21 protein-coding genes are annotated in these 22,731 nt (G+C 58.5%); 8 read left to right on the top strand and 13 right to left on the bottom strand.

Annotation, left to right across the window (positions count from 1 at the left end):
* Positions 1 to 49 precede the first annotated feature (49 nt).
* The 4 genes from Q1A59_RS08645 to Q1A59_RS08630 form a co-directional block, all read right to left on the bottom strand.
* The gene (locus Q1A59_RS08645) at positions 50 to 469 is read right to left on the bottom strand and encodes a cytochrome c maturation protein CcmE (protein ID WP_298402636.1); all 420 of its coding nucleotides are present in this window, start codon (positions 467 to 469) and stop codon (positions 50 to 52) included.
* Between the two features lie 65 nt (positions 470 to 534).
* Positions 535 to 738 (bottom strand): CcmD family protein, encoded by a 204-nt coding sequence (locus Q1A59_RS08640; protein WP_298402635.1) that lies wholly within the window; start codon positions 736 to 738, stop codon positions 535 to 537.
* A gap of 2 nt (positions 739 to 740) precedes the next feature.
* Complete coding sequence (locus Q1A59_RS08635) at positions 741 to 1,700, bottom strand: cytochrome c biogenesis protein (RefSeq protein WP_298402634.1); 960 nt, start codon at positions 1,698 to 1,700, stop codon at positions 741 to 743.
* A 266-nt stretch (positions 1,701 to 1,966) separates the two neighbouring features.
* Entirely contained in the window at positions 1,967 to 3,898 is a 1,932-nt protein-coding gene (locus Q1A59_RS08630; RefSeq protein ID WP_298402633.1) for a hypothetical protein, read from the bottom strand.
* A gap of 135 nt (positions 3,899 to 4,033) precedes the next feature.
* Between Q1A59_RS08630 and Q1A59_RS08625 the strand changes: the two genes are divergently transcribed.
* Together Q1A59_RS08625 and Q1A59_RS08620 are read left to right on the top strand one after the other, a co-directional pair.
* Complete coding sequence (locus Q1A59_RS08625; protein ID WP_298402631.1) at positions 4,034 to 6,514, top strand: ATP-dependent Clp protease ATP-binding subunit; 2,481 nt, start codon at positions 4,034 to 4,036, stop codon at positions 6,512 to 6,514.
* Positions 6,515 to 6,619: 105 nt separating this feature from the next.
* Complete coding sequence (locus Q1A59_RS08620; RefSeq protein ID WP_299644813.1) at positions 6,620 to 7,696, top strand: GAF domain-containing protein; 1,077 nt, start codon at positions 6,620 to 6,622, stop codon at positions 7,694 to 7,696.
* 42 nt (positions 7,697 to 7,738) lie between these two features.
* On the opposite strand, the gene Q1A59_RS08615 is transcribed toward Q1A59_RS08620, so the two are convergent.
* The 5 genes from Q1A59_RS08615 to Q1A59_RS08595 form a co-directional block, all read right to left on the bottom strand.
* Positions 7,739 to 8,989 carry a hypothetical protein gene (locus tag Q1A59_RS08615; protein ID WP_299644811.1) on the bottom strand — a complete coding sequence of 417 codons (1,251 nt, stop codon included), beginning with the start codon at positions 8,987 to 8,989 and terminating at the stop codon, positions 7,739 to 7,741.
* A gap of 254 nt (positions 8,990 to 9,243) precedes the next feature.
* Positions 9,244 to 9,732, bottom strand: coding sequence for a hypothetical protein (locus tag Q1A59_RS08610; protein WP_298402625.1), 489 nt, complete (start codon positions 9,730 to 9,732; stop codon positions 9,244 to 9,246).
* Positions 9,733 to 9,755: 23 nt separating this feature from the next.
* Positions 9,756 to 10,322, bottom strand: a complete 567-nt coding sequence (locus Q1A59_RS08605) for a hypothetical protein (RefSeq protein WP_298402623.1) — start codon at positions 10,320 to 10,322, stop codon at positions 9,756 to 9,758.
* Positions 10,319 to 10,957, bottom strand: coding sequence for a ribonuclease HII (locus Q1A59_RS08600; RefSeq protein WP_298402622.1), 639 nt, complete (start codon positions 10,955 to 10,957; stop codon positions 10,319 to 10,321). The genes Q1A59_RS08605 and Q1A59_RS08600 overlap by 4 nt, the downstream gene beginning before the upstream one ends.
* Complete coding sequence (locus Q1A59_RS08595) at positions 10,935 to 11,555, bottom strand: class I SAM-dependent methyltransferase (RefSeq protein WP_298402620.1); 621 nt, start codon at positions 11,553 to 11,555, stop codon at positions 10,935 to 10,937. The genes Q1A59_RS08600 and Q1A59_RS08595 overlap by 23 nt, the downstream gene beginning before the upstream one ends.
* A gap of 194 nt (positions 11,556 to 11,749) precedes the next feature.
* Here Q1A59_RS08595 and Q1A59_RS08590 point away from each other — a divergent pair, with 194 nt between their 5' ends.
* Together Q1A59_RS08590 and Q1A59_RS08585 are read left to right on the top strand one after the other, a co-directional pair.
* Positions 11,750 to 12,952, top strand: a complete 1,203-nt coding sequence (locus Q1A59_RS08590; protein ID WP_298402618.1) for an aspartate aminotransferase family protein — start codon at positions 11,750 to 11,752, stop codon at positions 12,950 to 12,952.
* A gap of 110 nt (positions 12,953 to 13,062) precedes the next feature.
* On the top strand, positions 13,063 to 14,355 hold the full coding sequence (locus tag Q1A59_RS08585) for an adenylosuccinate synthase (protein WP_298402616.1): 1,293 nt from the start codon (positions 13,063 to 13,065) through the stop codon (positions 14,353 to 14,355).
* Positions 14,356 to 14,472: 117 nt separating this feature from the next.
* On the opposite strand, the gene Q1A59_RS08580 is transcribed toward Q1A59_RS08585, so the two are convergent.
* Genes Q1A59_RS08580 through mltG form a run of 3 tightly spaced genes read right to left on the bottom strand, consistent with a single transcriptional unit; the run spans position 14,473 to position 17,131 of the window.
* Entirely contained in the window at positions 14,473 to 15,216 is a 744-nt protein-coding gene (locus tag Q1A59_RS08580) for an A24 family peptidase (RefSeq protein WP_298402614.1), read from the bottom strand.
* Positions 15,213 to 16,070, bottom strand: coding sequence for a shikimate dehydrogenase (gene aroE, locus Q1A59_RS08575; RefSeq protein WP_298402612.1), 858 nt, complete (start codon positions 16,068 to 16,070; stop codon positions 15,213 to 15,215). Before aroE ends, Q1A59_RS08580 begins: the two co-directional genes overlap by 4 nt.
* Positions 16,049 to 17,131, bottom strand: coding sequence for an endolytic transglycosylase MltG (mltG, locus tag Q1A59_RS08570; RefSeq protein ID WP_298402610.1), 1,083 nt, complete (start codon positions 17,129 to 17,131; stop codon positions 16,049 to 16,051). Before mltG ends, aroE begins: the two co-directional genes overlap by 22 nt.
* A 330-nt stretch (positions 17,132 to 17,461) precedes the next feature.
* Between mltG and thrC the strand changes: the two genes are divergently transcribed.
* From thrC to rlmD, 3 genes are all read left to right on the top strand, one after another.
* Positions 17,462 to 18,790 carry a threonine synthase gene (thrC, locus tag Q1A59_RS08565; RefSeq protein WP_298402609.1) on the top strand — a complete coding sequence of 443 codons (1,329 nt, stop codon included), beginning with the start codon at positions 17,462 to 17,464 and terminating at the stop codon, positions 18,788 to 18,790.
* Between the two features lie 44 nt (positions 18,791 to 18,834).
* On the top strand, positions 18,835 to 19,830 hold the full coding sequence (locus Q1A59_RS08560) for an STAS domain-containing protein (protein WP_298402607.1): 996 nt from the start codon (positions 18,835 to 18,837) through the stop codon (positions 19,828 to 19,830).
* A 67-nt stretch (positions 19,831 to 19,897) separates the two neighbouring features.
* Positions 19,898 to 21,091, top strand: a complete 1,194-nt coding sequence (gene rlmD, locus Q1A59_RS08555) for a 23S rRNA (uracil(1939)-C(5))-methyltransferase RlmD (RefSeq protein WP_298402605.1) — start codon at positions 19,898 to 19,900, stop codon at positions 21,089 to 21,091.
* A gap of 62 nt (positions 21,092 to 21,153) precedes the next feature.
* Here rlmD and Q1A59_RS08550 read toward each other — a convergent pair whose 3' ends face one another.
* The gene (locus tag Q1A59_RS08550) at positions 21,154 to 21,885 is read right to left on the bottom strand and encodes a plastocyanin/azurin family copper-binding protein (RefSeq protein ID WP_298402603.1); all 732 of its coding nucleotides are present in this window, start codon (positions 21,883 to 21,885) and stop codon (positions 21,154 to 21,156) included.
* Positions 21,886 to 21,999: 114 nt separating this feature from the next.
* Between Q1A59_RS08550 and Q1A59_RS08545 the strand changes: the two genes are divergently transcribed.
* The coding region (locus Q1A59_RS08545) for a DMT family transporter (RefSeq protein WP_299644805.1) at positions 22,000 to 22,731 on the top strand (732 nt) is incomplete at its 3' end.

Raw genomic sequence — 22,731 nt, 5'->3', positions numbered from 1 at the left:
GCGGTCGGGGACAACGACCGAGTAACCAGTGGCGATGGCCGGCCAGCGCTTACGGTTTCGGTTGATTCATCTCTTGATATTTCGACGGGCACTTGACGAGGAGATCATCGGCCATAAATGCCTGCTCAGCCGGATCATAGCGGCCAATTGCCACAATGCTAATCGCCTGCTCGAAATTAGCCGGGCGCGGATCGTCAGAGATGACCTTGATCAGCTTACCATGTTCATCTTGGAGCAGAAAGGTAAACCGGCCTTGGGCATCCATCTCGCCGGTGCTACCGAGGAAGCCAGCCAGTTGCACGCTGCGCGTGCTGCGCATCGCCTCATCAACGCTGGTGGTATAGGCGCGGAACCCGTCTTGGAAGCCGAAAAAACCGTACACAACGGCCAACAGAATGATACCAAGCCCGACAATGTGTAGCGGCTTGATATTCAGGCCACGGCGAACTGGAGTGGTTGCGACAGCCATACGATCACCTTTCCCACATTTCTATGCAAGGTCTAGACCAGTGCGGCGCGCGCTGATCCTACGGTTTACCGGCGCTCGACCGGTTCGCCGGAATCATGCACTCGGCTAACGATTGCAGCAGGCGCCGCGGTTTCGTTGCGTTCGCGCTCACGCTCTAATTCACGGCGCAACGCGCGCGCAGCGGCGTCGATCCGCCACAAGTAAATAAAGATTGCAATCCAGACCGACAATACTGCGGCAGTTGCAACTAAAATTGCTGCATTATCCATAGTTATGCCCTCCCGCGTTGCGCTACTGCCCACTGCACATTCAACACCAGTGAACGAACTTGCAACATCCAGAAGAAGAGTGCGGTAAAGCCAAGGTTGGCGGCAAGGAAAGTGTACAGCGTCCGCCGATTTTCCAAGAGTTGGGTGCCCGGCGCTTCCATATTGAGCCGCACTGCGCCAGTAGCAGCATCGTATTCCTCAAGGCCCAATTGGAACCGCGAACCGGGGAATTCAGGCCGCGCCGCCATCCCGCCATCTACGAGGTCGAAGCTCGGATACAGGATGGCTTCTTGCTGCAAGCCCGGCGTGCTGACCTTCACTTCGGCGACAATCAGATTACCTTGCCGTTCGAGGCCGAGCAATTGCACCTTTTGGTCGCCAATCAGCCCGACTTTACCCACCTCAAGCACCACGCCATCGCAGTTGCTGCCTTGGATGAACGCACAATTAGGATGCAGCGTGCTATCAGCGATGCGTGGCGCGACGAAGAAAAGGAACGGCATGGTAACAAAGGCGAAGAGTGAGTAGACGGCGCTCAGTTGCCGCCGCCGGTCAACATCATCGATCGCAGCGCGCAGCGCAAACAGAGCGGCGTAGATCAACAAGAGCACGAAGATCGAGGTCTGGCGCGGATCCCAATTCCAGAAGATGCCCCATGCCACTTGCGAGAAGATCATGCCGGTAACGGTAGCAAGAATCGTAAAGAGCAGACCGGCTTCGGCAGCCGCCACCGCAAGATGATCATCTTGCGCGCGTCGCCGCCAGAGGTACAATCCGCTAAAGATTGCCGAGATCGTAAAGGCAATGACACTGACCCACGCTGTCGGTACATGCACGATCACAATTCGCCCGGCTTCGCCCAGCCCTTCATACTGCGGCACAATCAGAAAGGTAGCAATGATCACGCCGGCCATCCATATGCCGATGCCGATCTTTGCCGCTTGCGCAAGCCGTTGCATCATGACAACCTACCTTCTAGCCCATAGGGTTGCAAACGATCCATCTTTGACGCATCATACAACGTTGTTGCTTTAAAAGCAAGGAATGTTCACGCTAGATTATTTGCGGTTCGCCGGCAGTCGATAATGCGTCGCTTCATCAGGCCTCAGTAGATCACAATATAGAGTAAGCCTTAACTATTGTATCATGATTGGTGCGCACCGTGACGGCGCCTGATTCGAATGCGACAAGATCGCAACGCTATGCTGCTCATATCGGTTAGGTGTAGTTACACAATATGACGCTTCTCCATGATGAAATGGTACCAGCGCACCGCTACGCTCATCACCAAGTAAAGGAGTGACAAGCCGGTCACCGCACGGCCCATGATCCCCTGTTTCCACAGCCAATCCAGCGCCAGCGCCATGCAGATTGCGGCGAGCGGTAGCATAAAGAAGACATGCTTGAGAATCATGTCGGCGATTGTCCAGTTGACCAGCGAATAGAGGATCAAGATTGCCCACCAACTGATCAGCAGGCTATGTGCCCGCCGCGCTGTGAACCAAGCCAGCACGGCACCGCCTAAAATCAGCCCGATTCCAACCCATGTGAGATGGTTGAGCATAAACGCACCATCAATCGCTGGGGTAGGCAGGGGTAGCGCCTCAGCCCGGCTTGCCCGTCGCGCCAAAGCTGATGCGATGACCGGCACCGTCTCGGCTACGACTACCGGCACATACCAGATATGGTAGATCAGGAACGCTGCCGCTTCCGCAATGACCAGCCCGATCAGGGTTAGCCTGCCGCGCTGCGTTGTGTGGCTCTCACGCCGGATCAGCTCGATGAGGGCGTAGATGCCCATCATGGTAAACGCCATAATGCCAACGACGGTATAGGTCAGGATCGCAAGTGCCGCTGCCGCCGCTACCCCCCACAGCGCGCGCCGATCGGTGGGATGATCGTAATAAGCCAGTACCACCGCGATCAGGACTAATGCACCCCATAATCCTAGTTGGGTTGGCCAATTGCCCCACGAAATTAAGAAGTAGGGCATCAAGAGCAGATGGTAACAACCCGCCGCGACTACGGCGATGACCGGTCTCCCAAACAGGCGAAGGGCGATATAAGCGATCAGCAGGCTACGCGATACATCAAGGGCCGTATTGAGCACGTTCGAGGCTAATCCGAGATCAATCCCTACCAGACCAAAGGGGGCAGTGATGAGGTACCACAATGGCGAATAGGGAAAATGACCACCCTCGAAGCCGACCGTATCGCCGAGCAGGGTTACCCGGCTCGGCACGACCAATTCAATAAACCGGCCATCGAGCACCATCTGGGTACGCGGCACGTGCCAACGTTCGTCGTAGACAATGGTTTGCGGGTAGATCACGCCACCGATCTTGATTAACGCTGCCAGCAGCACGATCCGCCAGATCCACGTTTCGTAGGGTGGCGGCAAGGTTTCGCCGCCGCGGGCAAAGGCGAAGCGGGTAAAGGCGCGTAGTGGCCCTAAAGCAAGGTGTAACCCGGCCAGCAATCCCCAGAGCACAGGGGTAAAGATAGCCCACCAGATGCGGTAAACGGCCAGCAAGCCGCCGAGTGTGATGAGCACAGTTGAGACGAGCGCCGCTGCTGGCAATGGGGCGACTGCTACTCGGCGCGCCAGCCAGTAACCTAGCACCCCGATCAGGGTGAAATGAACTGCTTGCCAAAAGGGCCAACCGTATTCCAACTGATACGCCTCGATCCAGTCGATAGCCACTCCTAGTTGACGCGGATCGGTTGCGGTTGAAAAGGTTGAACTCGTAAGCTGAAGCCTAAGATTGTCGTCACCCGGTGGCACGAGCAGATAATAACGTGCCGTATCGCTCCGTAAAATCACTTGCACCGGTTGTAATGTCTCGGTTGCAATCACCAATTCAGCCGGTGGTGCGCCATCTGGTCGATAACCGTTGGCCCGTAAGACGACCGTTGTCCAGTTTGACCCAATACCGGGAAACGAGACGCTGGCCTTTGTTTTGGTGAAGGAGTACGAAAATTGCCGGTTACGTTCTAACCCATAAAAGCCATCTATATAGGGTTGGGCGTAGGTTGTGCCAATATCGAGCCGCCCCGCTGGCGGAAGCAAGCTGGCGAGACCAGCGCAGACGATGCCGAGTATTGCTAGGCCGAGCGCGACGAACCGATCAGGACGCAGTTTGGCTGGTTGGGTACCCATACATTCTCCCTGCACGATAACATAAATCCAATAGACTCACCCTATTTTCAACGGCTTGCTGTGCTATACTACCAAAGCAGGTCAATCTTGTGATCTGCCCATCTGCCTTGCGGCGGACACGCACGAGGGATAGCAATGAGACTAGAGCGATTTACTGAAAAGGCGCAAAGTGCCTTCCATATTGCCCAAGAGATTATGCAGGATCACCAGCATTCGCAGCTTGATGTTGAGCATCTCTTTTTGGCGATGCTCCGTCAGCGCGATGGTCTGGCGACGCGGGCGCTAGTGCGCTTGAATGTTGATCCGCAAGAGGTGGAACGGCGCATCGAGCGCGAGCTGGAAAAGCTCCCTAAGATGTTGAATTCGCACGGTATTGGTGGTCAAGTCTTCATTACGCCGCGCACGCAGCGGTTGGTTAAGCGCGCTGAAGAAGAGGCTAACCGGTTGGGCGATCAGTATGTCGGCCTTGATCATTTGCTCATCGGGTTGGCGAGCGAGCGTGATGGCCCATCAGCGCGGATCTTGCAGAGCTATCATATCGATCAGGAGCGGATCTATCAAGTGTTAATGGAGATTCGTGGCAGCCAACGCAGCGATGACCCGTCGGCTGAGAGCCGCTATGAAATTCTGACCAAGTATAGCACCGATCTGACCGAGCTGGCTCGTGAAGACAAGCTCGATCCGGTGATTGGTCGCGAAGCTGAAATTACTCGCGTCATTCGCATTCTTTCCCGCCGTACCAAGAACAACCCGGTGTTGGTTGGTGAAACCGGCGTCGGCAAGACGGCGATTGTCGAGGGATTGGCCCAACGCATTGCTCGTGGCGACGTGCCGCCGACATTGATCGATCGCAAGTTGCTGGCGCTTGATCTGGCCGGCATGGTGGCCGGATCGAAGTTCCGCGGCGAGTTTGAAGAGCGGCTGAAAGCGGTGATGGACGAGGTGCGCAATGCGAAGGGGCGGATTATCCTCTTCATTGATGAACTGCACACAGTTGTTGGCGCTGGCGCCGCGACCGGCAGCATTGATGCCTCGAATATGCTCAAGCCGGCCCTCTCGCGCGGCGAGATTCAGGTGATCGGGGCCACGACGATCGACGAGTATCGCAAACACATTGAGAAGGATGCGGCGCTTGAACGGCGCTTCTCGCCGGTGTTTGTCGAAGAGCCTGATCCGGAGACGACGGTTGAGATGCTGCGCGGCCTGCGCAAGCGCTACGAAGAGCACCATCAACTGACGATCAGCGATGAGGCGTTGCGGGCGGCGGTGCAGCTTTCGAGCCGCTATATCAACGACCGGTTTTTGCCCGATAAGGCGATTGACCTGATTGACGAAGCCAGCGCCAAGCTGCGGATTGACATCTTCTCAATGCCGCCTGAGCTGAAAGCGAAGGAAGAGGAGCTAAAGCGGCTGCAAACCGAAGAGGAAGAAGCCGGCGCGCGTCGCGACTACGAACGGGCGGCGATGCTGCGCGCGCGCTATTTGGCTCTGCAAACGGAATTTGAGACCGAGCGCAGTGAGTGGCTGGCGCGCAACAATCTCGATGAAGTGGTAGATGATGAAGATGTTGCGCAGATTGTCGCCAGTTGGACAGGGGTGCCGGTCAGCCGCATGCTCGAAACCGAGCGCGAGAAGCTGATCCACATGGAAGAACGGCTGCACGAGCGGGTAATCGGCCAGCACGAGGCGATTGTCGCCTTGAGCGACGCTATTCGCCGCGCCCGTTCTGGCCTGCGCGATCCGCGCCGCCCGATCGGCTCATTTCTGTTTGTTGGCCCGACCGGCGTCGGCAAAACCGAGCTGGCCCGCGCCTTGGCCGAGTTCATGTTTGATAGCGAAGAGGCGATGACGCGGGTCGATATGAGTGAGTACCAAGAGAAGCACACCGTCAGCCGCTTGATCGGCGCGCCGCCCGGTTATGTCGGCTATGACGAAGGCGGCCAATTGACCGAAAGTATTCGTCGCCGCCCGTATCAGGTGGTGCTCTTCGACGAAATCGAGAAGGCGCACCGCGATGTTTTCAATGCTTTGCTGCAAGTGCTCGACGATGGCCGGCTGACCGATGGCCAAGGCCGCACGGTTGATTTTCGCAATACGATCATTATCATGACGAGTAACGCCGGCACCGAGCATCTGCAAGGCGGCGGGATCGGCTTTAACGTGGGCGGTAAAGCGCACAAAGCGTTCGATCTGCGCGAGGCGCGCAAGAAGGTTGATGAGGCGCTCAAGCAGACCTTCCGACCCGAATTCCTCAACCGGATCGACGAGATTATTCTCTTCCATCCGCTCTCGATGGAAGATTTGACCAAGATCGTTGAATTGCAGATCGGCGAATTGGTTAACCGGCTACGCGAGCAGAATATTGGCTTAACATTAACTCAAGCGGCCAAGGAATATCTGGTCAACGAGGGCTACAACCCAGTCTTTGGCGCGCGCCCGTTGCGCCGTACTATCCAACGCCTGCTCGAGACGCCGATTTCGCGCGAGTTGCTGCGTGGCACGTTTGTCGCCGGTGATCAGATCGAGGTGGATGTTGAGCACGGCCAGCTCGTCTTTCATCGCGGCAGCATCCTAACGATGGCAGAGCGCCGCCCTGCCGAACCGCTTGATGCCTGAACTGTAATCTACGATGCCGGGTTTGTCATCTTATCCGGCCCGGCATCGTGGTATGATCGAATATCAAGGATGACAGGCGTCTTGTGTTGTTGATCAGGAGTGGTTGTGACCGCATCCGATGTTGCTACTCAGTTGATTGCCTCCCAGCGCCGGGCTGCCCGTCTGCGCAATGCCTTAATGACGGTAGGCGCCTTTTTTGCTGCTGCTCGCCAATCTGACCCGTTGCCGATGTTGCGCGATCTATGCAGCGAGTGGTTGCTGGCCGACAAAGTTGAGATTATTGTTCCGGCTGGCACCGGCAGTTTGCACACACACGCGCCGACCATGTTGGTTGGGCCGATTATGATTGGCCGGCGGGTGGTAGGGCGGATTGAAGTTACTCGATCGACGCCGCCATTTGATAGCGATGACCGTGAATTGGTGACGGCATTGGGCCAGATTGTCGGTATTGTGCTAGAGCAATCGTCGTTGCAAGGCCAGCTTGACCAGTATCTCAATCAAGCCCGCGCCCATGCCGATACCCTCGATCAGTTGCTACAGTTTGGCCGGATGGTGACCGGCGCCACGGCCGATCCGCTCCATTTGGGTTTGCAATTGGCGACACAGGTGCCGGCGATGGTAGGCGGCGAACGGGCATCGTTGCTGTTGCTCCCGCTCGATAACAGCGCCGCGCCGATGTTGTTGTTGAGCAATGGCCACGTTGCCACGCCTGAGCGTGCGCGCGAGGTGCGCGAGCACGGTTTTGCCGGTTTGGTGCTACGCGAAGGGCAGCCGTTGATTATTGATGAAACTGATGCCGACCAGCGTTGGCTCTCGTTGCGAATGCGTGAGTATGATGCGCCGACGCGGTGCGCGATGGCAGCGCCGTTGCGATGGGGGCCGCGCTTGCTCGGCGCATTAACTGTGACCACGACCCAGAGTCGTCGGTTCGATAGTTCCCATCTCAATTTGTTAGAATTGGTGGCTTGCCATATCGCGCTGGCGATTTATGCGGCTGATCTCGAGACGCGCCGCAAGCAGAGCGCCAAACTCCTCAACGAGATTGAAGCGCAGATGAGCGTTGCGTTGGTCGCAGCCCGCGCTGGTAATATGCAGGCCCTTGACCAGCTCGAAATCCAACTTGCTCGCTTGCGTGAGATGCAGCAAATCCTCGCTCTGAGTATGGCTATGCCGCTGGAGTAGGGGGAAAGCACTACTCTGCCCCTACTCCGATGCCAGTAGCGTTTATTCGTCAGGATTCCCGTATTCGTTGATGTCCGCTGGGTTAGGATCAATAAAGCTGAGATTGGGCGGCGTTACGGGGTTGTTATCAAGGCCGATTTGCGGCACCGGTTGCGGATTGGCGATCGTGTCAGTGGTTTGGGTTAGAGTAAACGTGGCAATGACCAATTGCTGGCTGACCGCTCCCTGCGCCGTCAATTGGTAGAATCCGACCGGTAGCCGCTCATCGAGGAACAGTTCTACCAGAAACTGGCCGGCCACCGGATCGGCAAAGGTTGAGGGGAAACCGCGCACTGAGCTATCGGGCAGCGTCAGCCATAGATCAACCCGCTCGCCGGGGAAGAAGAGATCGCCGTTGGCGTAGAAGATCGAACGTTGTGGCGCTTCGGCACCAAATGGTACCACGACCGAAAGCCGGGCTGGGCCGCGTTGGGTGACAGGCCGCGACTTCAGCTCGAAGTGGGCAAAGACACGAAAGCCGCTGGTGTTGCCGAGCGCGGTTACCGTGTAGCGTCCCACCGGATTCTTCCCTTCAAACTGGAACGAGGTTGATACTGCTCCACTTGGCGTCGCTTGCACGACCTGCTGGCCGGGGGGGAAGTTAATGACCGTGCCATCGGGGGCGGTGAGCCAGAACGAGACCAACTCGCCACCCAAGAAATTGCGCCCGTCTACCTCGAGAATTTGCCATTGCAGCAGGACATTTGTATCTTGCCCGTTCAAGGTTGCCCGCAGCGTGGCGTTGCCGGTCGGGCCGGGGCGCCCGCCGGGAATAACGACGAAGAAGGCTGAGGCTGTGTGAGCGCCACCCACACCCAGCCCCCGCCCGGTGAGGCGATAACAACCGTAGGGCCATGTGCCCGGAATGGTAATGTTGAGCGAGAGTTGGCCGGCGTTGTTGGTAAAGCGGGCAAATTGCACGTTAGTGGGCATATCGATCACACCGTCGAGGAATTGAGCGGCACTGACCGTAAAAATGCGCCCATCAGGGAAGGTGATATCAACCTCAGTGGGTTCCGGCCCAAACGGCGGTTCGAGCACGCGGTAGTAGTCGAACCGCGCGAGCAAGGTCTGGGTTTGGAAGATAGCCGGCGCCGGAGCGCCGGTTGCGGCGCATTGGGCTTGCCCTTGCGGTGTAAAGATTTCGACGCTGGCGCGTGATGCAGCAGCGCCGTAGGTGAAACAGGCAAGTACAAGGGCGAGGGCCGTGCCGAAACCGATAGCGAACAGTGAACGCAACGAAAGGCGTCTCATAGTTTCCCCCCCTGTCTTGTTTTGAACCTGAGACACACCTGATAGGACAATGAAACTGTACGCCTGATTGCGTTCAACGAACAATCTGCATAGATTACACGATTGTTACAGAGGATGTATCGTTGGAAAGCGCTTGACCAATGCAGGTAGGAAAATGGGTGTGGAGGAAAGACGATTGTGGTGTGAGAGGTGTTAATAATAGCGAACGACAGCTATACAGCGGGGCGATCGATGCCATCGCCCCGTCGCCATTATCACTCTTGTTCAGAGCGTTGTAATTCTTCGACCCGCTGCAACTGCACGTACAGCGGCGGCACGCCGAACAGCGCCCGTTCCCAATCGGTCACCTGTGGATTGACTTCACCCAGCGACCAACGCCCGCCCATGCGGATGATCTGGGTGCCGAAGTGTTGTGGCCGGCCCAATTCGATCAACAACCGATCCCATGCCATCGCGCGCAACGTCCATGCGCGTTCGTCACCTAATTCGGTGGCGCGACGGGCAAACCGGTGGGCATGGTGAAAATCGGCCACCGATTCGCCGCAGATCATCACTAAACCGGCGAGGAAGCAGGCGCGATCGTCGGTGATGAAACCTTGCGCTTCGAGTTCGAGCACGCGATCGCAACGCCGGCGGCGCTCGGCTGAGGTGGCACCTTTCGATTGGCTGTCAATGGCTTCGCTCGCCAGCCGGCTCAGTTCGGTCAGCGGATCTTCCGGGGTTAGCTCGTCATCCGGATCCATTTAATACACTCCTTCCGGTTTATTCAATCGTTGGGCAGCGCGGAAGTTGTGGTGGCATGCGTATCATGATCAGTGTACCACATTCTCTTGTTTGCGCACTGCCGGCAGAGCGCGACCCACTGCATGCGCTGATCGGGGAAGCGGGGCCGGCGGTACACCTCAATCTGTTGCCGGTTACCGCAGCGCGCGCAGCGTCCGCCAGCCCGCCAATACGCTGCCCAGATCAGCGGCAGAGGCAGGTGATCGAGCAAGAGATGGAAAGCGACGCCAATGGCGAATGGACGGAACCATGGGTAACGCTGCGCCAGCCTCCACAGCGGCGGCAAGACGAAGAGCGGCTGGTGCAGCCACGAGCGCAGCGAGCCATAGCGGGGCCGGTTGTCATGGGGACGAATGAACTGGTTGCGATAGCGGTTGTACAGCAGCGCACCGCTGATGCTCCAATCACCGGTGCGGCAGACGTATAGGGCGAGGTGATCGAGATCGATCAGCACACCGCCGGCGATCAAGAGCGCAGCGGCGACCGGTTGGCGCGCGTACAAGCTGGCAGCCAGCACGCTTGAATAAAGGAGATGTTCACGGAGATTCATGCGGGTTCCAACTGCTCGAGTGACTCTATCACCGGCTGGAAGGTATAGCGATGGATGGGTGATGGGCCATAGTGCGCCAAAGCGCGGCGATGCGTGGCAGTGCCGTACCCTTTATGCACGGCAAAGCCATAGGCCGGGTAACAGCGATCAGCAGTGCGCATCAACTGGTCGCGGGTGACTTTGGCGATGATCGAGGCGGCGGCAATCGAGAGCGAACGGGCATCGCCGCGCACCAACGATTCTTGGGGCAGGCGAAGGCCGGGGAGATGTTCGGCGTCGATCAACAGCGCATCAACTGGGCAGGGCAACGCGAGCAGCGCCTGAGTCATCGCAAGGCGGGTAGCGGGCAGAATGCCGTAAGCGTCGATGAGGAAGGCCGGCACGATACCGATGCCGATGCCTTGGGCGTAGGTTTGGACGGTGGCAAACGCGCGTTCGCGGGCTATGGCGCTCAGTTGTTTCGAGTCGTTGACTGCTGCCAAGAGGTGCGGCTGTTCGTAAACGATTGGCGCTAATACCACTGCGGCGGCCACCACCGGCCCAGCCCAACAGCCACGTCCGGCCTCGTCAATCCCGGCCAGCGCCGAATAGCCGCGTGCGCGCAGGGTCTGTTCAATGCTCAGATCCGGACTCATGCGGCCTCCCGGTCATCACAAGGACACTGCTATGACCGACTCTCACGCGCTGCACGCGCATGCGAAAATCGCCAAATGAGATGCTCTCTGGCAGATCGGGCGGGTTGCGTCCCAGCCAGATCAGGCGATAGATTGCATCGATCAATTGCCCATAGCTCCCTTCCAGCCGCCCGCCATCAACAATAACCAATTGGCCGTCCGGCGCCAGTACCCGCCGTATTTCAGCATGGGTGACCGGATCAAGAATATATTCGGCGGGGAAGGTGGCGCAGACCGTATCAAAACTGGTATCGGCAAACGGCAGGCGGCGGGCATCGGCGCGCACGAGCCGGTTGGTAAAACGCGCAGCGCGACGCAGCATGGCGGGTGAGGCGTCGAGACCGGCGACGGCGGGCCGTTCTGCCAAGGCCCGTTGGAGATAACCGGGGCCACAGCCGAGTTCCAGCACGCGCCCGCGCAGCGCAGGCAACGCGGCCAGCACCCAACGCTGCCAGTAGCCGCCCGAAACGAGCCATGCGATCAGATCGTAACTCCATGCAAATTCGTGGTAGAGTCGCTGGAAGAGCCAGCGGATGAGGCGCTGGTAAAATGAGATCATAGGATGCGTACTCGAGCGGCGCAAAGTTTAAGCAGGCGGCAAATCCACTGCCGCACTCCACAAGCGGCTGCTATCGTTATACCATAATCTCAGTTCCGCACGGCGGTGCATGTCAAGCTATGCCGCCCCTTCCGCCCGCCGGTGGTATAATTGCGCGTGAGAGGGTTCGCACATCGCGTTGGAAAGGACGAACTATGATCGGCGAGAGCGCCGCAGACCTAATTCAGGCCGATCACAACTATCTGTTGCAGAGTTATGTGCGCGCCGATTTCGTTATCGAACGCGGCGAGGGTGTTTATCTCTACGACAGCGAGGGCCAGCGTTATCTCGATTTTGTGGCCGGTATTGCCGTCAATGCGCTAGGGTACGGCGATCGCGATGTGCTCAACGCGATCAACGAGCAGGCGGCGCGTTTGATCCACGTTTCTAACCTCTACCATACTCGCCCGGCGGTCGAATTAGCTGCGCTGCTGGTGCAGAGCAGTCCGGCGTTCAACAAGGCATTCTTCTGCAACAGTGGCGCCGAGGCGATTGAGGGGGCGATAAAGTTTGCCCGCCGCTATGCGCGCGCCCATTTTGGTGAAGGCAAAACGACGATTGTCGCGTTTGACGGCAGCTTCCACGGGCGCACCATGGGAGCGGTGGCGATTACGGCCCGCGAGAAGTACCGCGAGCCATTCATGCCGGTGATGCCGGGAGTGCGCTTCGCCCGCTATAACGATCGCGCGTCGTTGGCTTCGACGATGGGGCACGATGTCTGCGCAGTCGTGCTCGAGCCGGTGCAAGGCGAAGGAGGCCTGCGCGCCGCCGAGGCTGACTTTGTGCGCGGCGCGCGCGAGCTGTGCCGGCAGTATGGTGCCTTGCTTATCTTCGATGAGATTCAGTGCGGGATGGGTCGCACCGGCACGGTTTGGGCCCACGAACAGCTTGGCGTGCAACCGGACATCATGACGGTGGCCAAACCGCTGGCCGGCGGCCTGCCGATCGGTGCGATCCTGATGGGTCAACACGTGGCCGATGCGATTCAGCCCGGCGACCATGGCACAACCTTCGGCGGCAATCCGTTGGCGACCGCAGTGGGTGCGACGGTCTTCCGCAAGATTAGCGATCCGGCTTTTCTTGCCCACGTACAGCAGGTCAGCAATTATCTCGATGAGGCGTTACAGGATTTGGCCGCCGAGCACCCCGATATGGTGCTTGAATTGCGCGGGCGGGGGTTGATGCGCGGCGTGCGGATTGCCGGATCGGCGGGCGCGGTGCGCGAAGCGGCCCATCGCTATGGGTTGTTGGTGGCGACAGCAGGGGAAGACGTGATCCGGCTCTTGCCGCCGTTAATTATCGAACCGCAGCACGTTGATGAAGCGATTGCCGGTCTGCGCGCAGCGTTGCGGGTGTGAGCGCGCGGCTGAACGTAGCGAGGCGGAACGGCGGGGGATAGAAAGCCGGTGGCATTGGTGCAGCGAGAATAGACCGGCGTGAGCTGTGCAATCCAACAGGGAGAATAACAATGCCTGTGCTTGCCTTAATCGGCGCTCAGTGGGGTGATGAGGGCAAAGGTCATCTGGTTGATCTATTAGCCGCTCGCGCCCGGTTGGTGATTCGCTACGGCGGCGGCAATAACGCCGGCCATACCGTGGTCAACCATCTGGGCACGTTTAAATTACATTTGGTTCCCTCTGGCATCTTCGATCCGGGGATTGTGAATGTGATTGGCCCCGGCGTGGTGATTAATCCTGAGGTGCTGATTAAAGAGATTGAAGAACTCGAGGCGCGGGGCGTTTCGACCGCCAAGCTATTCGTCAGCGATCGCGCTCACGTGATTATGCCTTATCACATTCAGCTCGATCAGTTGCAGGAAGAGGCGCGGGGCGAGGGGCGGATCGGCACCACCGGGCGCGGGATTGGGCCGGCTTATGCCGATAAGATGAGCCGTTCCGGCATCAGGATGGGCGATTTGTTGCACGAAGAGACGTTGCTCAACCGGTTGCGTACCGTGCTTGAAGAGAAGAACCGGATCTTGACCAAGCTCTACAATGCCCGCCCGCTCTCGCTACACGATACCTACTTGACCTATCTCGAGTATGGCCGGCGCTTAGTAGACCATATTACCGATGTGCATCCCATCATTCACCGGGCGCTTGACAAAGATTTGCCGGTGTTGTTGGAAGGGGCACAAGGCGCATTACTCGATATTGATCACGGCACCTACCCCTTCGTGACCTCCTCGCCTCCCGGTGCTGCCGGCGCGTGCCAAGGCAGCGGCATTGGCCCTACTCGGATCAATTCGGTGCTTGGAGTGGTGAAGGCCTATACTACGCGCGTCGGTGAAGGGCCGTTCCCGACCGAAGTTGATGGGCCGGTGGCCGATGCGCTGCGCCAAATTGGCACGCCGTGGGCCGAGGTTGGCACGACCACTGGCCGGTTGCGCCGGGTGGGTTGGTTTGACGCGGTCATGGCCCGTTATGCGGCGCAAGTGAACGGGATTGACACCTTGGCGATTACGAAACTTGATGTGCTGGATGGGATCGAGACGCTAAAAGTATGTACTGGCTATAAACTGAATGACGCGGTGCTCGAGTATCCGCCGACCACAACCGCCATTTTGGCGCAGGTCGAGCCGGTGTATGAAGAGCTGCCGGGTTGGATGGAATCAACGCGCCACGTGCGCCGGTTTGCCGATTTGCCCGATGCAGCGCAGACCTATGTGGCCCGCATCTGCCAATTGGTTGGCGCGCGGCTGGGGATTGTGTCGGTCGGCCCCGAACGTGATCAGACGATCATGGTGGCGGATGTGTTTTGATGAGGGGCGATTCCTCGCCCAATGCGAGGCAGAGGGAGTGTGGCAGGTTGCCTGCCGCATTCGTTCTTGGCTGTTGCAATGCGGCGCGTGTAAAACCCGTATCGCGCAGCGCCCCGTTTATGGCGACAAGTAGCCGCCAAGGGCCACGTAGATCAACACCCCAAGACAGAGGTATGCGCCGTAGGGCAGGTATTCCGGCGTCGTGCGACCAAGCCGGCGGGCAATCAGGATGCCGGCGGCGACCAAGCCGGCCATAAAGATGCCGTAGATGAGGGCTGGGCCGAGGTGGCGCAAACCGAGCGCTGCACCAATAAAGATAGCGAGATAGACATCGCCTAACCCAAACGGGGCCGATTTGCTAGGGAACAGCACCAGCGCCAGCAAGTAGAGAAACAGGAACCCTACCCCGCCGATCAACCCGCCCAAGAGCAATTCGCGCCAGCCGGCTCCTACTAATGACCCCCAGATAAAGGCGATCAGCGCCCCTCCCAGAATGACAACGGTGTAGATCCAGCGGTAGAGCCAATCAACCACGCCGGTGACGATCAAGACCGCGCCGACAAAGGCCAGATACGGGAAGAGCGGGCCAAATCCGTAGAGGTCGTACAACCGCCACAACCAGATGGCGCTGCCGATTTCGACCAACGGGTAGATGATCGGCAGTGGGCGACCATCGGCGGCCTTACCGCGTTGTAAGACCCACCCCAGCACTGGCAGCAACTGCCACCATTGCAGCGGTTGGCCGGTGCGAATGCAGCGCGGCCAGCCGAGCAGGCGTTGCTCGCGGGGCAGGCGGATAATCAGCACATTCAGCAAACTTCCCAGCACTAGACCAATACCGATGACGAGCAGACTGATCATGGCCCGTGCTCCACCCCAAACGCGGCTTGCCACATGATCTTGCGCGGTGCTGGGCGGCCCGTCCAGCGTTCAAAGGCGAGGGCTCCCTGTTCAACCAACATCCCGCGGCCATCGCGCACCCGCGCGCCGCGCGCGGCGGCAGCGCGCAAAAGGGTTGTCTCGCGGTAGACCATATCGTAGACCAGACAATGCGGGCCAACCGGCGGATCAGGCAGCGGGGTTTCGTCATCGTGCCAACCCAAGGAGGTGGCGTTGATCAGCAGTGTACAGGCGGCGATAGCCTCGGCGACGACCGGATCGGCCAGCGCCAACGCCCGCGCGCGCAGCGCCGGTTGGTTAGCGGCGGCAGCGGCGGCGAGATCAACCGCGCGCATCAAGCTGCGGTTGATGATCGTGAGACCAGCGACGCCAGCATCGGCTAGCGCGAAAGCGGCGGCGCGCGCCGCCCCCGACGCGCCAAGAATAACTACCTCTTGACCGGTGGGCGACCATTCAGCGGTGGCCAGATCGGCCAACAATCCCGGCGCATCGGTATTGGTTCCTAGCAGCCGGCCATCGGATTGGCGCACGATGGTATTGACGGCGCCGATGCGGGCCGCCAGCGGATCAAGCTCATCGAGTAGCGGCATTACCGCCTGCTTGTGCGGCAAGGTGACATTTGCCCCAAGGAACTGTGCTTGGCGCAGCTCGGCGATACGGGCTGGCAAGTCGGCGGCAGTCGTCTGCACGGCGCGGTAGCGGGCAGCTATGCCGAGCGCCGCCAGTGCTGCGTTGTGCATCGCTGGCGAACGGGAATGGGCCACCGGATCACCGATCAAGATAATCTCTGCCGTTAGGGTCGATTCTGTTGGCACGCCAACCACTCCGCTTCGTAGACGCGAAACTCTTCGATGGTCGTCGCGAACTTATGCGAACCGTCGCGTTCGCAACTTGCGACAAAGAACAGATACGGCGATGTCTCATCCGGTTGGGCCGCTGCGGTGAGGGCGGCAAGGCCGGGGGCAGCGATTGGACCCGGCGGCAGGCCCGGCGTGATGCGGGTATTATACGGGCTTTGGATGGCCAAATCGGTCACGGTTAAGTTGCGCTTCCACCATGTGCCTTCAGTGGCGTCATAGCCGATGGCATACTGGACGGTAGCGTCAGCGCCGAGCAAGCCGCCGCCGAACGTTGGGGCATACTGGGGCTTGAGCCGGTTCCAGAAGACAGCGCTGATTTGAGGCATCTCGCTGAGCAACGCCGCTTCACGTTGAATAATCGAAGCCATGGTCACAATCTGATGCACTGTTACCCCCGGCACGCGCACCGAGCGCTCGATGGTGCTGTACTGCTCAACGAAGCGATCGAGCAGCTTGCGCACAATGGTCTCGGCATCAGCCGAAGGGGCGAAGCGATAGGTGTCGGGGAAAAGATAACCTTCGAGCGTTGCGCCCGCCGGCAAGCTATTGAGCAAGAAATAATCGGCGCGGAAGCGGTCGCCATCGCGCGCTACGGCCAAAAATTCGCTCTCGCTGACCAGACCGGCGGCGGCGATGATGCTAGCAATCTCTTCGAGACGGAGACCTTCAGGGATCGTAATCTGAATATCGTTGACGACGCGCCCGCTCTGCAAGACGATCAGAATCTCGCTCATCGTCATTGCCGGGCTTAGCACATAGCGCCCGGCCTGTATCTGTTGATCGAGACCGCGCCAACGCACCAGCGCCCGAAACAAGGCCGGTTGGCGGATCAGGCCAGCCTCGCCGAGCCGGGTGGCGATATCGTTGGCCGTTTCGCCGGGGGCGACCACAAACTCAACCGGAGTGCCGGATGTTGCCGGCGTCGCGCGCAATTCGCTGAGGAAGATGTAACCGGCGCAGGAAACCACCAACGCCAGCAGCGAAAGGCCGAGTAACAGTGCGCGGACATGCCGCATTGCGCTAACCTCCCTTGCGCCGCAGGGGCGCAGTCAACCATGCTAAAGATATAGGGTCATTATAGCGTATGAGCGGTACGGTTGAACGACAAGCAACACCCCGCGCGTAGGGGCACACAAGCGCGTCAGTTTGCTGAAGCTTTTCAATCTCCGGCAACACCCCGCGCGTAGGGGCACACAGCAGTATGCCCTACCCCCGCCGCATGGCGGCCCAACCCATTCGATGGTATGATAAACACTTGTAAGAACAACCTAATATCGGCCGAGCGAACTAAGGATACCTCACGCTGCCTAATTTCAGGCAAACGCAGCATGCAGGAGTGAAGCGCAATGTATCACGCATGGTTTGCCGCCCAAGACGATCCTAACGAGCGGTACCCGCTGACGGAGGTGGTGTATTACAGCCGGTCAGGCGGGTTGTTAGAGGTGCAGCATGATATGGCTGCGCTGGCCCAACGTAGCCCGGAAGAGTGGAAACGACTGTTTGATGAGCGTTGGATGCGAACCACGTGGCCGTATGGCAGTGGCGTGTGGGGGAAGAAAGAGTGGGTTTGTCCGATTGTCTCTGACGACAACGTGGTCAGTATGTTTGAAGGCGGCACCAATCTCTTTTGGGCCGAGCGCTTTGGGCGCGAGATCGGGCTTGAAGATCTCTGGATCAAGATGTGCGGCAATTCACACACCGGCTCGTTCAAAGATCTCGGTATGACCGTGCTGGTCAGCGTGGTCAAGCAAATGATCAGCGAGGGCAAACCGATCCGGGCAATTGCTTGTGCTTCAACGGGTGATACTTCTGCGGCACTAGCAGCGTATGGCGCGGCAGCCGGCATTCCGACAATCGTGTTCTTGCCGAAAGGCAAAGTGAGTATTGCCCAGTTGGTGCAACCGGTTGCACATGGTGCCCTCGTGCTGGCGCTCGATACCGATTTTGATGGCTGTATGCGCATTGTGCGTGAAATTACCGCCAACCCCGATAATGGCATCTACTTGGCCAATTCACTTAATTCTCTGCGGGTCGAGGGCCAAAAGACAGTTGGGATCGAGATTGTGCAGCAGTTTGATTGGGAAGTGCCGGATTGGATTATCATTCCCGGCGGCAACCTCGGCAACACCTTTGCGCTCGGCAAGGGTCTGTTGATGATGTACGAACTCGGTCTGATCAACCGGTTGCCGCGGATAGTGACGGCACAGGCAGCCAACGCCAATCCATTGTACCGGTCATACCTCACCGGGTTTCGCGAGTACGAACCGGTGAAGGCCCAACCTACGGCGGCGAGCGCCATTCAGATTGGCGATCCGGTGAGTATTAATCGCGCGATTAGCATTCTGCGCCGCTTTAATGGGATTGTCGAGCAGGCAACCGAGCAAGAATTGGCCGACGCTGCTGCGCGGGCTGATCGCACCGGTGCGTATGCCTGCCCGCATACTGGCGTGGCCCTTGCTGCGTTGATCAAACTCGTACAGCGCGGTGAAATCGAACGGGGGGATCGTGTCGTAGTGATTTCTACGGCGCACGGGTTGAAGTTTAGTCGCTTTAAAGTCGAGTATCATGAAGGGACATTGCGCGATGTGGTCGGCCAATATACCAACCCGCCCATCGAATTGCCGCCCGACGTTGATGCTGTGCGCCGTGCCATTGCGCAGCGGTTTGGTGATTAGTACCAACTAGTACGTAGAAGATTCTTGCAAACTACGGAGGGCCTGTGCGAGTCGACCAACGAAGTTTAGCCCTCGTCCTTATGGGCGGTATGGCGGGCTACACGCTAGTACGCGGGTTGCTGAACATCGTGTTTGGTGATCCATTAACAACGATTATTCTCACCCTCATCGTTTCGGCAATCTTCTGGATAGCTACATGGCTTTACTGGCGCGGTTGGGAAGGGGCACGGATGTTTGCCACAAGCGGTGTGGCACTGGTGGTAGCCTTTGGCCTGCCACTAGAGGGGCAGACAATCGTGCTCTTCACGCCGTTAGCGTTTGCCATTGCGATTACGAATACGCAGTGGGTGGCCGGGATTGGGTTGGCGATGATTGCCATCTTGCTCGGTCGCGATGTATTGGCCGATGGTCGATTTGATAGCGTCTACGCGGATGTTGGCGTATTAGCAAGCTATATTGTGCAGGTAGTTGCCTTTGCGGCTGCTCGGCTTGCGCTCGATACGGCTCGGATTGAGGCTGAACGGAATGCGGCCCAAGCTGAAGCGGCACGGGCTGAAATTGCCGAGCGTGCAGCAGCGATCGAGCAGCAGCGTCACGAGTTAGCCGAGCAGAATCAGCGTCAGCAAGAGCTGCTCGAACTGGTGAGCCAGCTTGAGACACCGGCAGTGCGGATTGCCGATGGCGTCTTGCTCGTCCCGCTTGTGGGCGGGATCGATAGCCAACGGGCGGGCAAGATTACCAGACGGTTATTGGAACTCGTTTACGAACGGCGGGTTAATTTGGTTATTCTCGACGTAGCTGGCGTACCATTGATCGACACAGCAGTTGCTAATGCGTTAACTCAAACAGTGCGCTCATTGCGTTTGCTGGGTTGTCGAGTAACGCTGACCGGTATTTCGTCGCAGGTGGCGTTAACCTTGACGCACATTGGGATTGAGTTGCATGAGCTGGAAGTGGCGGCATCGCCGCAAGAGGCGTTGCAGCGTTGGCTAAGCGAGCAGAACACGCTGGCCCGCAATCAGCGTTATGGGTTGAATTGATACGGCCAAGACGAGTGGCTATGGTGAAACGAAGGTTAGCAGCGCCGCTGGAATGTGAGCATCTGCTATGACATTTACCAGTAAGACGCTGCGCAAGGCGATCGTTAATCGGGTATTAGCCGGGCAGCCAACGCCGCCATTATGCCCGCATGCGCGGGAATGTGGCGGGTGCGCGTTTCAGGATCGGGCATACGCCGATCAGGTAGCAGCGAAAGCTGCCGTCTTACGCGAACTGTACGAGAGCGGCGGGATCAGCGTTGATGGGTTTGAGGTTGTTCCCTCGCCGGACCCGTTTGCCTACCGCACCCGGATGGATTACGTCGCCACGAAGGGGCGATTTGGCTTGCGAGCGCGCGGCAAGTTTAATTACATTATCGAACTCACAACGTGCCACCTGATACCGCCGATGGCGTTTGCGGCGGCGCAAGCGGTATGGCGGCGGGCCAGCGAGTTAGGTGTGCCCGATTACGACATCCGTGCCCATACCGGCTTTTTGCGCTATGTGGTGGTGCGGCGCAGCCCAAATGACGAATTGCTGATCGCAGCGGTAACGGCTGGCGGCGGTGATGAAGCAACGATGGCTGCGCTGGCGGAGACGGCACTGGCCCAGCCGGGGGTGGTAGGCTTTCACTGGTTGGTCAACGACACGCTGACCGATCTCTCATTCGGCGAGCCGTACTGGCATTGGGGCGCAGCCGATCTGACGATGCGCATTGGCGAGATGGTCTGTTTCGTCGGCCCCAATACCTTCTTTCAAAACAATGTTTATTTAGCGGATCGGTTAATCAGCGATGCGGTCAGCGCAGCGGCAGTTGAGCCAACAATGCGGACTGCCGATCTGTATGGAGGCGTTGGCGCAATTGGGTTGCATCTGGCCCGGCGCGTTGCCAGCGTCGATGGCGTTGAAGCAGTGGCGGACAGCGTCGCACGTGCGCAGCGCAATGCGATCGCCAATGGTGTTGCCAACTTCAACCCGATCTGCGCCGATACGTTGGAGTACTTGCGCGCGCAGCCGGCGGGAAGTTTGCCGGTAATCGTCGCCGATCCGCCGCGTACCGGTCTAGGGCCGCAGGTTTGCCATGAACTGCTGCGGATCGGGCCGCAGCGGATTGTCTATGTGTCGTGCAACCCGCTCACTCAGCTTGTCGATTTGCAGCTACTACAGACCGCATATCGAGTAACGAGCCTGCGGGGATACGATATGTTTCCCCACACACCGCACGTTGAGACGATTGCCGTGTTAGAACGGTGTGCTGAGTGACAAAAAAGATAACGCCAATAGTGCTACTGCACTACTGGCGTTGCGATCAAGCCACTAACCGGTCACTGAGTAACCGTCAGCGTGCCCTTCATACCAGCTAGATAGTGACCGGGGAAGGTGCAAATGTAGAGATAGGTGCCGGGGGGGGGCGTGCGGAAGGTTACGCTGCCGGTTTGACCAGCATTGAGCATCGGCGTCCATGCTAAGGCGCCGGGCGTATCGGGCGGCGGCACAAAGAGGGCATCAGCGTTTGCCTGCGCAGCGTTGTTCACGGCGGCGGCCACATCATCACCGCCATTGACCAGTACCCAGTTGTGCTGGACGCCAAGGTTGTTTTGGTTGACGAAATTGAGCTTAACGACGGTGTTTGCAGGGGCAGTTAGAGAGGTCTGGACGAATGCCAAAGCATTCGGATCAGCCTGAATCTCGATAGTTTGCGCCGGGGTTTCGTTCACTACGTTAGTGCCACCAGCGGCGTTGGTAGCTTGCGCAGCCGGGGCTTTGGTCGGCTGGGTAGCGGCTGGCGCCGCAGTAGGACGGGGAGTAGCGGTGGGGCGCGGCGTTGCGGTGGGACGGGGACCGGCGGCGACAAAACCGCCCTGATTGACGTTGAAGGCGATCATAATGATTAGCGCAATGAAACCAAGCCCAAACGCCAACCCGATCATCACACTCAGGGGTGGTCCGCCGGCGCTGCCACCCGAGAAGCTTGAGCCGCCATTGCCGCTGCTGCGGCCACTACTACTGCTGCTGCGCGAACGAAAACTACTCGATCCAGAACCTCGCCAACTCATCTGGAACCTCCTCGTCATTCGGCCTGATATCGTGATATTCGGCACAGACCATAGTTTAGCATAAAATGAGAACCTGATGAACATGGGTGTTATACTGAAAGAAAACAACTCTGCATGAAGAGCCACATTGCCGTTTCTACCCATCTCGCGACGATTGCTCCGTTCCTTTTTGTGCTGCTCTGGAGCACCGGATTTATAGGGGCACGTTTTGGGTTACCGCACATCGAACCGTTCACCTTCCTCAGCATCCGCTTTGTCCTCGTATTAATCATTCTGGGCGGCTTGACCGTGATGTTTCAGCAGCCATGGCTCGCGCAAGCTAGCGCCTACGGTCACAGCGCAATCGTTGGGATTCTGCTCCATAGTGGCTATTTGGGCGGGGTCTTTTTTGCGATTGATGGCGGCATGCCGGCGGGTCTCACAGCGCTTATCGTTAGTTTGCAGCCGATTTTGACCGCACTGATCAGCCAGTGGGCGCTCGGCGAGCAGATCGCATGGCGGCAATGGTTCGGGTTAGCGCTTGGGCTGATTGGCGTTGCGGCAGTCGTGAGTGATAAACTGATGGTAGCCGGGCCGCCGCTGGTTACGCCGGTAACGCTGACAGCGGCGACTATCGCCTTGCTGGCCACTACTGCCGGCACCCTTTACCAAAAACGATTTGGCGCCGGATTGCCGCTGCTGAGCGGCACGTGGGCGCAATATCTGGGGGCGTTGCTAGTGACGGCGCCATTAGCGCTGCTGTTTGAGAAACAGGTGATTGATTGGCAACCGGCCCTGATCGGAGCGTTGCTGTGGTTGACGCTAGTTTTATCAATTGGGGCAATTCTCCTCTTGATGCTATTGATA

The sequence above is a fragment of the uncultured Chloroflexus sp. genome, from assembly GCF_937951745.1.
Taxonomy (GTDB): Bacteria; Chloroflexota; Chloroflexia; order Chloroflexales; family Chloroflexaceae; genus Chloroflexus.
Note: the sequence above shows the minus strand (reverse complement) of the source record. Positions and strands in the feature narration are given on the sequence as shown.